11 protein-coding genes and 1 pseudogene are annotated in these 13,688 nt (G+C 75.0%); 7 read left to right on the top strand and 5 right to left on the bottom strand.

What is annotated here, in order from left to right; translation table 11 throughout:
- Window positions 1-66: 66 nt before the first annotated feature.
- Both OYE22_RS31935 and OYE22_RS31930 read right to left on the bottom strand, forming a co-directional pair.
- Window positions 67-1,671, bottom strand: coding sequence for a DEAD/DEAH box helicase (locus OYE22_RS31935; RefSeq protein ID WP_277323680.1), 1,605 nt, complete (start codon window positions 1,669-1,671; stop codon window positions 67-69).
- Between the two features lie 342 nt (window positions 1,672-2,013).
- On the bottom strand, window positions 2,014-2,217 hold the full coding sequence (locus OYE22_RS31930; protein WP_176160216.1) for a cold-shock protein: 204 nt from the start codon (window positions 2,215-2,217) through the stop codon (window positions 2,014-2,016).
- 409 nt (window positions 2,218-2,626) lie between these two features.
- On the opposite strand from OYE22_RS31930, the gene OYE22_RS31925 reads away from it, so the two are divergent.
- From OYE22_RS31925 to OYE22_RS31915, 3 genes are all read left to right on the top strand, one after another.
- Complete coding sequence (locus OYE22_RS31925) at window positions 2,627-3,655, top strand: sulfotransferase (RefSeq protein WP_277323679.1); 1,029 nt, start codon at window positions 2,627-2,629, stop codon at window positions 3,653-3,655.
- 435 nt (window positions 3,656-4,090) lie between these two features.
- On the top strand, window positions 4,091-5,149 hold the full coding sequence (locus OYE22_RS31920; RefSeq protein WP_277323678.1) for a 2-dehydropantoate 2-reductase: 1,059 nt from the start codon (window positions 4,091-4,093) through the stop codon (window positions 5,147-5,149).
- A 73-nt stretch (window positions 5,150-5,222) separates the two neighbouring features.
- Window positions 5,223-6,104: a GNAT family N-acetyltransferase gene (locus OYE22_RS31915; protein WP_277323677.1), complete on the top strand. Its 882-nt coding sequence runs from the start codon at window positions 5,223-5,225 to the stop codon at window positions 6,102-6,104.
- 26 nt (window positions 6,105-6,130) lie between these two features.
- Here OYE22_RS31915 and OYE22_RS31910 read toward each other — a convergent pair whose 3' ends face one another.
- Both OYE22_RS31910 and OYE22_RS31905 read right to left on the bottom strand, forming a co-directional pair.
- Entirely contained in the window at window positions 6,131-7,105 is a 975-nt protein-coding gene (locus tag OYE22_RS31910; protein ID WP_277323676.1) for a TIGR03557 family F420-dependent LLM class oxidoreductase, read from the bottom strand.
- Window positions 7,106-7,465: 360 nt separating this feature from the next.
- The gene (locus tag OYE22_RS31905; RefSeq protein WP_277324415.1) at window positions 7,466-9,790 is read right to left on the bottom strand and encodes a glycoside hydrolase family 3 N-terminal domain-containing protein; all 2,325 of its coding nucleotides are present in this window, start codon (window positions 9,788-9,790) and stop codon (window positions 7,466-7,468) included.
- Between the two features lie 298 nt (window positions 9,791-10,088).
- On the opposite strand from OYE22_RS31905, the pseudogene OYE22_RS31900 reads away from it, so the two are divergent.
- Together OYE22_RS31900 and OYE22_RS31895 are read left to right on the top strand one after the other, a co-directional pair.
- Window positions 10,089-10,487 (top strand): annotated as a pseudogene (locus OYE22_RS31900) (TerD family protein); the annotation flags it as partial.
- 166 nt (window positions 10,488-10,653) lie between these two features.
- Window positions 10,654-11,469: a CAP domain-containing protein gene (locus tag OYE22_RS31895; protein ID WP_277323675.1), complete on the top strand. Its 816-nt coding sequence runs from the start codon at window positions 10,654-10,656 to the stop codon at window positions 11,467-11,469.
- 48 nt (window positions 11,470-11,517) lie between these two features.
- On the opposite strand, the gene OYE22_RS31890 is transcribed toward OYE22_RS31895, so the two are convergent.
- Window positions 11,518-12,108 carry a hypothetical protein gene (locus OYE22_RS31890; protein WP_277323674.1) on the bottom strand — a complete coding sequence of 197 codons (591 nt, stop codon included), beginning with the start codon at window positions 12,106-12,108 and terminating at the stop codon, window positions 11,518-11,520.
- A 275-nt stretch (window positions 12,109-12,383) separates the two neighbouring features.
- On the opposite strand from OYE22_RS31890, the gene OYE22_RS31885 reads away from it, so the two are divergent.
- Both OYE22_RS31885 and OYE22_RS31880 read left to right on the top strand, forming a co-directional pair.
- Window positions 12,384-12,758, top strand: coding sequence for an RNA-binding S4 domain-containing protein (locus tag OYE22_RS31885; protein ID WP_277323673.1), 375 nt, complete (start codon window positions 12,384-12,386; stop codon window positions 12,756-12,758).
- Window positions 12,759-13,008: 250 nt separating this feature from the next.
- Entirely contained in the window at window positions 13,009-13,656 is a 648-nt protein-coding gene (locus OYE22_RS31880) for a phosphoribosyltransferase family protein (RefSeq protein ID WP_277323672.1), read from the top strand.
- Window positions 13,657-13,688: the final 32 nt, after the last annotated feature.

Below are 13,688 nucleotides of genomic sequence, written 5' to 3'. Positions count from 1 at the left end.
CGCCCCACCGGTCATCCGGCCGTGGCGACGGTGGCGGGCGATCGCCGCTCCCGCGCCACGGCGCCTTTACGCCGCCGAGCCGCGCCCGAGACCGCCCCGGCCCTGCTGCCCGCCGCCGCGGCCACTGGCACGGCCCCGGCCGGCGCCGCCGCCCTGGCCCGCGCTCCGCTGGCCCGTGCCACCGCGCTGGCCTGCCTCGCCACGCTGGCCGGTCTCGCCGTGCGGGGCGCCGCCGCGTCGGGCGCGGGCGGCCCGGCTACGGCGCCCCCGCGAGGAGGCGCTGCCGCCACCGCGCTGCGCGGGCGCGGCGCTCGGGGGCGGCGCGATGGTGACGGGAACGCCGGTCGGCTCCTGGGCGCCGGTCACCCGGACCAGTTCCACGTCGCCGGGGCGCGCCTGCACGCTGCGCGGCGTGATGCCGGCCGCGTGCAGGAGGCGGGTCATCTCGCGCCGCTGCTCGGGCAGGACCAGCGTGACGACGCTGCCGGACTCCCCCGCGCGGGCGGTGCGACCGCCCCGGTGCAGGTAGTCCTTGTGGTCGGTGGGCGGGTCGATGTTCACGACCAGGTCCAGGCCGTCGACGTGGATGCCGCGGGCCGCCACGTTGGTGGCGATCAGCGCGGTGACGCCGCCGTTCTTGAACTGGTCCAGGGTGCGGTTGCGCTGCGGCTGCGACTTGCCGCCGTGCAGCGCCGCCGCCCGTACACCGCTGGCCAGCAGGCGCTTGGCCATCCGGTCCACGGCGTGCTTGGTGTCCATGAACATGATCACTCGCCCGTCGCGGGCGGCGATGTGGGTGGCCACGGTGTGCTTGTCGGTCTCGGACACGTGCAGCACGTGGTGCTCCATCGTGGTCACGGCCCCGGCCGACGGGTCGACCGAGTGCACCACCGGGTCGGTGAGGTAGCGGCGCACCAGCTTGTCGACGTTGCGGTCGAGCGTGGCGGAGAACAGCATCCGCTGGCCGCCCGGCGCCACCTGCTCAAGGAGCGCGGTCACCTGCGGCATGAAGCCCATGTCGGCCATCTGGTCGGCCTCGTCGAGCACGGTGATGCCCACCTGGTCCAGGCGGCAGTCGTCGCGCTGGATCAGGTCGGCGAGGCGCCCCGGGGTGGCCACGACGACCTCGGCGCCGCCGCGCAGCACGCTCGCCTGCCGGGAGATGGACATCCCGCCGACGACGGTGGCCAGGCGCAGCCGCAGGCCCTTGGCGTACGGCGTCAGCGCGTCGGTGACCTGCTGGGCCAGCTCCCGGGTGGGGACCAGGACCAGGGCCAGCGGCTGCCGGGACTGGGCTCGCTGCCCCGCCGTGCGGGCGAGGAGGGCGAGGCCGAAGGCGAGGGTTTTGCCGGAGCCGGTCCGGCCACGGCCCAGGACGTCGCGCCCGGCCAGCGAGTTCGGCAGGGTGGCGGCCTGGATCGGGAACGGCGCGCTCACGCCGTTCTCGGCGAGCACGGTCAGCAGGGCGGCCGGCATGTCCAGGTCGGCGAACGACTCGACGGCGGGCAGTGCGGGCGTCGTGCTGACGGGCAGCGCGAACTCGGCGTGCCCGACGGCGGGCGCGGGCTTGCGCCGGCCCTGTCCCTGCGGGCGGGGGCGGGGGCGACCGGCGCGGGACTGGCCCTGGCCGGAACGGGGGGAACGCTCGGTGGAGCGGGTGGAGCGGTTCATGCGGAACCTTTCCTCGAAACGGCACGTATCGAGGAAGTCCCGGCGGCGGCCTGGCCGCGCAGGAATCGCAAGAACGAACCGAAGGGGTGATGACAGAACACGGCAGGAAACCTGCCCCGCACTATCTGGGGGCGACGCCCGTATCTTTGTCGAACTCTTTTCGACGATTTCCTGGACGCGCGGTGACGGAGAGCGTCACGCGCACCGCGGAACCGCTTGGGGAATTCGGGCGGGCACCGGTCAGACACAAGACGCCGCCGTCACGTCATCGGGACGGCGGCATGGGCCGGGCCCGCACCCTGGGGTGCGGGCCCTGCCGCGCGGCGCTGTGGCCGCGCCGGATCAGACGGGCTGGATGTTCTCCGCCTGCGGACCCTTGGGGCCCTGCGTCACGTCGAACTGGACCTGCTGGCCCTCAACGAGCTCACGGAAGCCCTGAGCGTTGATGTTCGAGTAGTGGGCGAAGACGTCGGGGCCGCCGCCGTCCTGCGCGATGAAGCCAAAGCCCTTTTCGCTGTTGAACCACTTCACGGTACCGGTCGTCATATCCGTCTCCTAACGGGTCGTACGAGAATCCGCACCTTACGGAGCCTCTGTAGTCGCGCTGATCACCCGGCCGGAGAAAATACACACCGGAAAACAAAAATGCGCCTGAAGGTCGAGAACCAGCAGGCGCACACAACGTCTATGGGAACCACAACTGCAACTGGATCTAAGGTAGCACGCCCCATCGGGCGATGGGTGATCTTCGATGGTTACCACGGTCACATCGCGCCCCGACCGCGTACACCGCGCATGCGCCAGCGAGCCGCCGCTCCCTCCCCCCGCCCCGGCCTCGCCCCTGCCCACGGGGGGCTCGCGGCCCCGCGCACGGGGCGGATCACCGCCCCTCGCCCGGCGAGCCAGCCGTCAGTACGCTGTGATCGTTCACGCGGCCGTCGGCTGGGAGAGGCACATGCGGTCCTTAACATTCATCGTGGGCACCGGGCGCAGCGGCTCCAGCGCCCTGTCCCGGATCGTCAACCTCCACCCCGACGTCCTCAGCCTCAACGAGCTGTACGCCTCGCTCGGCTCCAGCGCCTTCCCCGCCGAGCCGATCACCGGGACGCGGTTCCGTCGGATCCTCACCGACCCCAACCCGGTCTTCGACACGCTGACGCGCAGCGGGGTGCCGCTCCCGGAGTTCCTGTACGTCCGGCGCCCGGGCCGCTACTCGGCCGAGACGACCGGCATTCCCGCGCTGTCCCTGATGGTGCTGCCCCATCTCACCGACGACCCCGACGGCCTGCTCGACGAGGTGGCCGACGAGGTGTCGGGCTGGCCGCGACGGCCGGTGGCGCGGCACTACGTGGCACTGTTCGAGCTGCTGGCCGCGCGGTTCGGGCGCTCGGCCGTGATCGAGCGCTCGGGGTACTCGCTCGGCTGGGTCCCGCGACTGAGCGCGGCCTTCCCCACCGCCCGCTTCGTCCACCTCTTCCGCGACGGCCCGGACTGCGCTCTGTCGATGAGCCGGCACTGCGGGTACCGGGCGATCGCGCTGCTGCGGGAGGTCATGGAGCGCTCGAACGTCACGGATCTCACCGAGCTGACGCCCGACCACGTCCGCGCGCTGCCGGCGGACCTGTCGGCGCTGCTCGGCGACCGGTTCGACGGTCAGCGGCTGATCATGGATCGACAGATGCCGGTCGAGGGGTTCGGGGCACTGTGGTCGGAGTTGGTCACGGAGGGTGTCGGGCTGTTGGCCCAGCTTCCGGAGGAGCGCCGGATGACGCTCGCGTACGAGGACTTGTTGGACGCGCCGGAGCGCGAGCTGACCCGGCTGGCCGAGTTCGCCGGCGTGGCGCCGCGCGCGGACTGGCTGGCCGCCGGCCGCGCCGAACTCCGCGCCGGCAGCCGGGGCAGCGCGCTGCGGCTGCCCGACGCGGAGCTGGCGACCCTGCGCGAGCGCTGCGCTCCGGGCGCGCGGGCCCTGGGCCGGGCGTAGCTCGGGCGGCACGCCACACCCTGTCGTCCGGCTGTACGTTGCTACGTCGCACCCGAGCCAGGTGCGGGCGGGCCGGGCGGCCGGGTGTGCGGCGGCCGGGCCCGTGCGGAGCTGCGCGGCTCCCCGTTTGGCGGGTGCGCCGGCGCACACTCGGGCGTGCCCGGATCTGGACGCCCGTCCGCACTGAGCGTTAGGTTTGGAGCCGGAAGCGTAGTCGAGGGTGCGCTGTTCGCCCGCGCTGGGCAGGCCCGCGCCCCGCCCCCATCGGTCCCTGGATTCCGGGCCGCGGTCATCCCCGTGTGGCGTGCACGGGCCGCACGATCCCGATCCGGCGGGCGGCACCTCGGCGGGCGGTGGGGTGGTCGGTGGTCACGAGCCGCGGGTCGGCATCCCGTCCGCGTCACGGCCGCCACGACACCGCCAGGAGACGGCTCCATGTCACAGCCCGCGCCCCTCCCCCACCACCGTCTTCGGATCGCCGTCCTCGGCGCCGGCAGCATCGGCTGCCACCTCGGCGGCAGCCTCGCCGGCATAGCGGACGTCACGCTGATCGGCCGGCCCGCCGCCATGGACACGCTCCGCGAACACGGCCTGTCCCTGACCGGGGGCGGCCGCCCCGCCCTGCGCGTGGGCACCTCGGGCGGGCCCGCCGGGGTGCGCCTGGCCACCAGCGCGGACGCGGCGGCCGGCGCGGACTGCGTGCTGGTCACCGTCAAGTCGGCGGGCACCGCAGAGGCCGCGCGGCAGCTCGCCCCGAGGCTCGCGCCCGGCGCCGTGGTGGTCAGCTTCCAGAACGGGCTGCGGAACACCCACGCCCTGCGCTCCGTCCTGGCCGAGCACGCGGTGCTCGCCGGGATGGTCCCGTACAACGTGGTGCGGACCGCGCCCGGCGCGTTCCACCAGGGCTCGGGTGGCACGCTGATGGTGGAGGCCGCCGAGCGCGCCGAGCCGCTGATCGCGGCCCTGGCCGCGGCCGGGCTGCGCGTCGAGGCGCGGCACGACATGCGCGAGGTGCAGTGCGCCAAGCTGCTGATGAACCTCAACAACGCGATCAACGCGCTCTCCGGGCTCCCGCTGCGTGACCAGCTCGGCCAGCGCGCGTACCGGGAGTGCCTGGCGCTCAGCCAGTCGGAGGCGCTCGCGGCGTACGAGGCCGAGGGGATACAGCCGGCGCGGCTGGGCCCGATCCCGGCCCGGCTCACCCCACGGCTGCTGCGGTTGCCGGACGGGATCTTCCGTCGGGTGGCCGCCGCCACGCTGGCCATCGACGCCCAGGCCAGGTCGTCCACCTGGGAGGACCTCCAGCGGGGCCGGCCCACCGAGATCGACTCGCTGCAGGGCGAGGTGGTGGCGTTGGCCGCCCGGCACGCGCTGCCCGCGCCCGTGAACGCCGAGCTGATCTCCCTCGTACGGCGCATGGAGGCGGCCGGCCCCGGGGCGGCCCGGCGGTGGTCGGGCGGCGAGTTGCTGGCCAAGGTGACCACGATCCGCTGAGGGCCGCCTGCGGGCCGGGGCGCGGCGGCGTAATTCGCGTGCGCCCGGCCTGTCCACGGGGAGAGCCTGTGGCATGACGTGGACGACGACCGACGACAACGGCGCCTTCCGTGCGACGGCGGGCCCCTTTCTGGGCGGGCGGCCCGACGAGCACACGATCCTGATCTCGCTCGCCGCCTCGCTGCGCGACGCCGGGCCTGACCGGTACGGGGACCAACCGCCGCGTTACGGGTGGTGGCACGAGCCTGACGGGGCGGTGGCGGGGGCGTTCGTGTGGACGCCGCCCTATCCCGTGCAGCTCTCACCCATGGCGCCCGCGGCCGCGGCGGAACTCGCGACGCACCTGCTGGGCGGGCCGCGACGCCTCGTCGGCGTGGGCGGCCAGCGGGCCGCCACCGAGGCGTTCGCCGCGCGCTGGGCGCGGGCCACCGGCGGCGCCTGGCGGGTGACCGGACGACAGCGCCTGTACCGGCTCGGCGAACTGGTACCGCCCTCGCCGGCACCGCCCGGCCGGGCGCGGCGGGCGACGCGGGAGGACCGCGGGTTCCTGCTGGACTGGTTCGCGGCGTACCACCGTGACATCGGCGAGGACCAGGCCGGCAGCTCGCGCGCGCTCGACGACCGGCTCGGCTACGGCGGTTGCACCCTGTGGGAGGTGGACGGCGCGCCGGTCTCGATGGCCGGCGTGACCCGCGCGCAGGGGGGCATGGTGCGCGTCAACGGCGTCTACACGCCCGACGCGCTGCGCGGGAAGGGGTACGCGGGCGCCGTCGTGGCCGCCGTATCCCGGGAGGCGCTGGACGCGGGGGTGACGCGGGTGCTGCTCTTCGCCGACCTCGCCAACCCGACGTCCAACGCGCTCTACCAGCGGCTGGGTTACCAGGTCATCGGGGGCCACGTGACGCTCGCGCTCGACCCGGCGCCGGTTCACGCGCGGCCGGGTGGCCGCGCCTGACCGGCTCCCGGTGACGGCGCGTGGGGTCAGGCCGATCCGCCAGGCGTCAACTCGCGTAGCGGTCCGTCGAGTTCGGCCGCGTAGAAGTCCAGGAAGCCATCGGGGTCGGGGCCGGCGTTCTGCATGACCAGGTGGTCGAACCCGGCGTCGGCGAAGCCTCGGGCGGCGGCGACGTAGCGGGCCGGGTCGGGGCCGCAGGCGAACTTCTGGGCCACGTCCTGCTCGGTGACGGTGGTGGTCGCGGCCGCGAAGTTGACCGGGTTGGGCAGTTCGCTCATCACCTTCCAGCCGGTCAGCGCCCAGCGGGTGGTCTCGTGCGCGGTCTTGGCCGCCGTGTGCTCGTCGGGCGCCCAGGCCACCGGCACCTCGGCGTACTTCGGGCCGGCGCCCCCGGCCTCGGCGTAGTGCCGCACGATCTCGGGCTTGTCCTCCGTGGCGAACAGGCCGTCACCGAGTTCGGCGGCGATACGCGCGGAGGACGAGCCGCTGGCGGCCACGGCGATCGGCGGCGGCTCGTCGGGCAGGTCGAAGACGCGAGCGTCCTCCAGGCGCAGGTAGCGGCCGTCGTACGAGCGGTAGCCGCCGCGCCACAGCAGTCGGATGATCTCCAGCGCCTCGCGCAGCAGGGCGTGCCGGGCCCGGACGGCGGGGAACTCCCGTCCCACCACGTGCTCGTTGAGCCGCTCGCCCGAACCGACGCCGAGCGTGAAGCGGCCGTCGGAGAGCAGCGCGAGGGTGGCCGCCGCCTGGGCGATGACGGCCGGGTGGTAGCGCACGGTGGGGCAGGTGACGCCGGTGGCGAGCCCGATGCGTTCGGTGCGCTCGGCGATCGCGCCGAGCACGGTCCACGCGAAGGGCGAGTGGCCCTGGTTGTCCAGCCAGGGGTGGAAGTGGTCGCTGATCTCGACGAAGTCGAAGCCGACGGCCTCAGCGCGCTGGGTCTGCCGGACGAGTTCGGCGGGTCCGAACGCCTCGGCGGCCAGCTTGTACCCGATCTTCATGTGCCTCCGCTCCCTGCCGATCGCTGATCTGCCCACCACCCGGTGCCGTACGCGCTACGCGAGGCCGCGTACGCCGTACGCGTCGCGCGCTGGCGGCCCGTCGCGCCGCCGCCTGGGCCCGTGTCCGGCCGTACGCCTCTGACCTGGGAGTTACCGGGGCCCGGGGCGGGTGGCTGCGCGGCTTCGGGTGCCACGGGAGGGGCCCGACTAAACCCGCGGGCCCGCATGTGACCCGGCGGGCCCGGGCAGCATGGGAACGGGCCCGTCCGAAGCGGCTGAGCACAGTCGACCGGTTCCTGAGCGGCCCACCGCGAGCGCACCCGGCCGGGGCCCGGGTTCACTCGCGGCGGGGCGTGGGCGTCAGGTGACGCGCAGCAGGGCCTTGCCTCGGGCCGTGGAGTCGCCGCCCACGTACACCTCGATGGTGCCCGGTTCGACGACGAAGCGGCCCGCGCTGTCGTTGGTCCAAAAGCCCAGGTCGTCGGCGCCGAGCGAGAAGCGCACGGTGCGACTTTGACCCGGGTCGAGGCTGACGCGGCGGAACCCGCGCAGCCGGCGCACGGGTTGCGTGATGCTGGCGACCGGGTCGTGCACGTAGAGCTGTACCACCTCGTCGCCCGGCCGGTCGCCGGTGTTGCGGACGGTGGTGGTCACCTCGACGGTGTCGCCCGCGCGCAGCGCGTCCGCGCCGATCTGGTCCGCGCCGAGCCGGGGCGGCGTGATCTCGAAGGTGGTGTAGCTCAGGCCGTGGCCGAACGGGAACTGCGGCCCGGGCGGCAGGTCGAGGTACTTGGAGGTGTACTTCTCCTCCGCCCGGTAGGGGCGCCCGGTGTTCTCGTGGTTGTAGTGGATGGGGATCTGTCCGACGGCCCGGGGGAAGGACGCGGGGAGCTTGCCTCCGGGGTTGACGGTGCCGAACAGGACGTCGGCGATGGCGTTGCCGCCCTCGATGCCCGGGTGCCAGGCCATCACCACGGCGGGCGCGGAGGCCAGCCAGTCGCCCACCGTCAGCGGGCGGCCGCCGACCACGACGGCGGCGAAGGGCTTGCCGACCCTCGCGATGGCCGCGATCAACTCGGCCTGTGCGCCGGGCAGTCCGAGCTGGCTGCGCGAGCTGGCCTCGCCGCTGATTGCCGAGGGCTCGCCGACCACGACGACCGTCACGTCGGCCGCCCGTACCGCGGCCGTCGCCGCCCTGATGCCGCTGGTGTCCCCGCCTTCGGGGGGCACGCCCCGGGCGTGGCTCACCCTGGCCTCGGGGGCCGCCTTCCTGATCCCGTCGAGCACGGTGGTGGCGCGGAACTTCTTTCCGCCCGGGCCGGCCCAGGTCCCGTGCAGGTCGGGCGAGTCGGCGAACGGGCCCACGACCGCGACCGACGGCGTGTCGCGGCGCAGCGGGAGCGTTTTCCGTTCGTTCTTGAGCAGTACCAGACAGCGGCTGGCGACCTCGCGGGCCGCCTTGCGGGCCGCCGGGGTCGGGGCGGTGACGGCGGCGCCCTCGTCGACGTACGGGCTCTCGAAGAGCCCGAGTTGGAACTTCACGCGCAGGACGCGGGTGACCGCGTCGTCCAGCCGCCGCTGGCTGATGTCGCCCGAGGCGAGCAGCCTGGCGCCGTGGTCGCGGATGGTGGTGCCGACCATCTCCATGTCCACACCGGCCGTCAGCGCCAGTCGGGCCGCGTCCGCGGTGTCGGCGGCGAAGCCGTGCGTGATCATCTCCTGCACGCCGGTGTAGTCGCTGACCACGAAGCCGGGAAAGTCCCACTCCTGCTTGAGCACGTCGGTCAGGGTGTGCGGGTTGCCGTGCGCGGGCACGCCGTTGATGGTGTTGAACGAGGCCATGACGGTGGCGACCCCGGCGTCCACGGCCGCCTTGAAGGGCGGCAGGTACAGGTTGCGCAGCCGCGCCTCCGAGACGTCGACGGTGTTGTAGTCGCGCCCGCCCTCGGCCCCGCCGTACGCGACGAAGTGCTTGGCGCAGGCGGCGATCCGGTCCGCGCGCGCCAGGTCGGTGCCGTCGGCCCGGCCCTGGTGCCCGGTGACCTTGGCCGCCGCGAACCGCTCGGCCAGGTACGGGTCCTCGCCCGAGCCCTCGGCGATACGCCCCCAGCGCGGCTCGTGCGTGACGTCCATCATGGGGGCGAAGGTCCACCGCACGCCGTTGGACCGGGCCTCGACCGACGCCACCTCGGCGTCCCGGGCGGCCACCGCCGGGTCGAAGCTGGCCGCCTGGGCGAGCGGGATGGGGAAGGTCGTCCAGAAGCCATGGATGACGTCGAGGCCGAACAGCAGCGGGATGCCGAGCCTGGACTCCTCGACGGCGAGCCGCTGGAGGGCGTTGGTGTGCGCCGCTCCGTGCAGGTTGAGCACGGAGCCGATCCGGCCGCTGCGCGCGGCCCGCTCGACCTCCCCGTTCTGGCCACCACCGGGCCCGGTGTCACCGTTCCAGGTCAGTTGCTGGAGTTGGCCGAGCTTCTCCTCGACCGTCATCCGGCCCAGCAGCTTCCGGATCCTGTCCTCGTGGGGTCCCACGCGGTTGCCCGACGGCCGCGCCGCGTCCGCCATGTCGCCTCTTCCCGCGGCCTGGGCCGCCCCTCCCGTGGCCAACTGGGCTCCCGTCGCGCCGCTCACGGCGACCGTGCCGCCGATCGCCGCGAGCAGGGTTCGTCTGCGCATGCCGTCCATGCTCTTCATCCTCTGTACGAAGTTGACTGAGTGTGCGGCGTGTTCTCGGTGCGAGGTGCCGACGTTCCTGTCTCTTCTTGTGCCCTGCGGTGCCGGGCGGGTCAAGGGTCGGGACACGCCGTCCAGCAGCCAACCCCGTACGGGCCGGGCACGGGAGGCGGACGCGCGCGCCACGCGCGGGAGGCGGCACAGGACCACCCGTTCGCAGGCCAACCCGCCGGGGTGCGCGGGGCGCGACGGCGTGGGAACCCGGCACGAGGCGCGCGCGTTGGCCAGGTGAACCGAGCGGGGGTGCACGATGGACGAGCTGGTTCCCGGTGCCAACCAGGCCCTGCCCGAGGGCGCGCTGACGCTTCGCGTGCCCGGGCCCTTCGACGTGTCGGCGTTGATCACCGACGAGGGTGGACGGGTCGGTGGCGACGCGGACTTCGTCTTCTTCAACCAGCCCAGCGCGCCCGGCGTGCGGCTGGACGGGAACGCGCTCACGCTGCGGCCCGAGCACCTGCGCCCCGGCGCCAGCCGGGTCACCGTGGTGGTCAGCCCGGCCGAGCCCGGCGCGGCGCTCAGCGCGCTGCCGGCGCCCGCGTTGAGCGTCGCGGGGCCCGACGGCGGGCTCGTCACCCGCTTCACCCCGCGCCGCACGGGCCGGGAGACGGTGCTGCTGCTCGCCGAGGTCTACCGGCGCGGCGCGCGGTGGAAGGTGCGGGCACTGGGCCAGGGGTACGCGGACGGGTTGGCCGGGGTGGCCCGCGACTTCGGCGTGGACGTGCTGGACGAGGCCCCGCCTCCCCCGGCCCCCCGCGCCCGCCCCGTCGGCGGGCGCCCACCGCGCGCCGCTCGCGCCGGCCGGCGGTCGCGGCCCGTTGGCGCCGGGCGACGCCGGTGCGGACGCGACCGGCGAGGCCCTGGCCCGGGTCAACGCGCTGCGCTCGCGCGCCGGCGCGCGTCCCGTCGCCCCCGACGGGCGCCTGACCAGCGCGGCCGACGCGCACGCCGCGGCGATGGCCGCCCAGGAGCGGTTGGACGCCCAGGGCCCGGACGGGGTCTCGGTCTACCAGCGCGTCGCGCGAACCGGCTACGTCTGCCTGACCATCGCCGAGCACCTGGTCTCCGGGCCGCGTACGGCCGCCGAGTTGGTGGACTACTGCCGGTCCGACGCCGCGCGCGGCGGGCCGCTGCTCGATCCGTCGGTCGCCCACGCCGGCGTCGGCCGGGCCGTCGGCGCGGCCTCGGGCGACGTGTACTGGACGGCGCTGTGGGCATCGCCGTTCTCGACCACGGGCCTGGCGCGCCTGGTGGCGGAGGTGGTGGCGCTCACCAACGCCGAGCGCTCGGCCGCCGGGCTGCGCCCGCTCGCCGTCGACCCCGGCCTGGCGACGGCCGCCCAGGCGCACAGCGCCGACATGGTGGCCCGCGACTTCTACGCCCACACCACGCCCGAGGGGCGGCAGCCGTGGGACCGGGCGGCGGCGGCCGGCTGCCGGCACCGCGGCATCGGCGAGAACATCGCCTGCGGCCAGCGCGGCGCCGCCGACGTGCTCCGCGGCTGGATGAACAGCCCCGGCCACCGGGCCAACATCCTCTCCCCCGGCTTCGACGAGATCGGCGTCGGGTACGCCACGGGCAGTGTGGCCGGCACGTACTGGACACAGCTCTTCGGCACGGCGAGCCGGCGCTGAGGCCGGCCCCGATGCTGGCGCCCGCACCGGTGCTTGCGCGGCACCGGGTCACACGCGCCCGCTCCAGCGCGGGCCGACCTCGGCCCAGGCGCGCTCCCACTGCGCGGCGCGTTCCCGGTCGAGGCGTCGCCGCACCTGGCGGTGGGCGCTCAGGGTCAGGCAGCAGAAGCCGGTGGCCGTTATGGCACCCACCACGGCCGCCCGGGTGGCCGCCTGCGCAGGGCTGAGCGGCGCGGTGGTCAGTTCGCCGCGCTCGTCGGTCCAGATGGTCACCCGCTCGCCCGCCTCGCGCCCCTCGTCCACCCGCGTTTGCCCGGTGTGCGTGGTGCCCGAGACGTCCGTCCAGCGGACGGTGGCCCGCACCCGGTTCGCTCCCGGTTCGCCCAGTTCCGTGGGCCGCTGCGGCACGTCCCTGACGAGTACGGCCTGCGTCTGGTGCCGGTTCTCGTGCTGCTCCATGAGCGGCTCCCGCGCCAGCAGGGCCGTCGTGACGCCGAGGGCCACTCCGCCCACCGCCATGATCACGGCCGCGAGGAGCAGGGACCACGCCTCGATCACGTCCGTACGGCGGCGCAACGGGTTGCGCCGCCAGCGCCACAGCGGGCGGCCCAGGCCACGCCGCGTCGCTCTCGCGCTCATCGACTCACTCCCTCGGTGCGGTGCCACCCAGCAGGTCGGCCACCCGGCGGGTCGAGCGGGCTACGGGCCGTGACCCACGGATCACACTCGTCGCCAGTCGGGTACCGTGCCCGTCCCATCGCATGCATGCCACCTGCCACGCCGGCCCGCCACGCGGACGGGGAGCGCGACGGTCTCCCGCGCGCCGCCCGCGCGCCGTCCGACCGGGAGCGCGGGGCCCGGCCCGGGCGAAAACCCACCCCGGTGATCGCGGGCACGGCGCTAGAGTCGGTGCCATGACGGCAGACGAGGGCACCGTACGAGTCGACAGTTGGATCTGGTCGGTGCGGCTGACCAAGACCCGTTCCGCGGCCGCGACGGCGTGCCGGGGCGGCCACGTACGTATCAACGGCGACCGGGCCAAGCCCGCGGCGGCCGTGCGGCCGGGGGACGAGGTGCGGTTGTTCCACGCGGGACGCGAGCGCGTCGTCGTGGTCTCGAAGCTGGTGCGCAAGCGGGTCGGCGCCGCGATCGCCGCCGAGTGCTACGTGGACAACAGCCCGCCCCCGCCGCCGCGCGAGGAGATCGCGCTGCTCGGCGTACGGGACCGTGGCGCGGGCCGGCCCACCAAGCGCGACCGGCGCGAGATGGAGCGCCTGCGCGGCAACTGAGTACGGCGGCGGTGACAGCCGGGTGGCTCCCGATCTCGGGGCGTCACCCGGCTGTCGTGGTGCCGGGCCCGGTGCGCGGCCCGGCGCGGACCACCCGGATGCGGGGACGCCCGGGGGCCGGCGGCGGGTAGGGATCGTGGGCGCGGGGCGCCGAACCCGTCGGCGCGGCCGTCCCCGCCACCCGGCGCCGCGCGCCGCGGCTGCCCCACCCCGAGGGCGGCCCGACACCTCGCGGAGAGGAGAGCCACCGATGCGCTTCGCCGATCGCCGCGCGGCGGGCCGCGCCCTGGCCGAGCGGCTGTCGCACTACCGCACCGGCGGCCGGCACCCCGATCCCCTGGTGCTGGCGCTGCCCCGGGGCGGGTTGCCGGTCGCGGACGAGGTGGCCCGGGCCCTGGCCGCGCCGCTGGACATCATCGTCGTACGCAAGATCGGGGCGCCGTTCGCCGCGGAGGTCGGGCTCGGCGCGGTGGTGGGCGACGACCCGCCCCAGTACGACCAGGCGGCGCTGGCGCAGCTCGGGCTGGTCGAGGACGATCTCGCGCCGATCGCGGACCGCGAGCGGGAGGAGTTGCGGCGGCGTACCGCCCTGTACCGGCAGGGCAGGCCGGAGCCCGAACTCGCCGGCCGCACCGCGATCGTGGTGGACGACGGCCTGGCGACCGGCTCGACGGCCCGGGCCGCCCTGCGCTTCGCGCGCGCCCGCGGGCCGGCCCGCCTGGTCATGGCGGCGCCGGTGGGCGCGCCGGACGCGGTGGACCTGCTGCGCCCGGAGGCCGACGAGGTCGTCTGCGTGGAACAGCCGCCCGCCTTCCACGCGGTCGGCTCCTGGTACGCGGACTTCGCGCAGCTCACGGACGCGGAGGTGCTCCGGGTGCTGCGGGCCGACCGCCCCTGACGGCCACGTGCGCCCTGGCCGTCCGTCCTCCG

Origin of the sequence: Streptomyces sp. 71268 (assembly GCF_029392895.1) — a bacterium.
GTDB lineage: Bacteria > Actinomycetota > Actinomycetes > Streptomycetales > Streptomycetaceae > Streptomyces.
The sequence above is the reverse complement of the archived record's forward strand: the minus strand, read 5'-3'. Positions and strand labels throughout refer to the sequence as shown.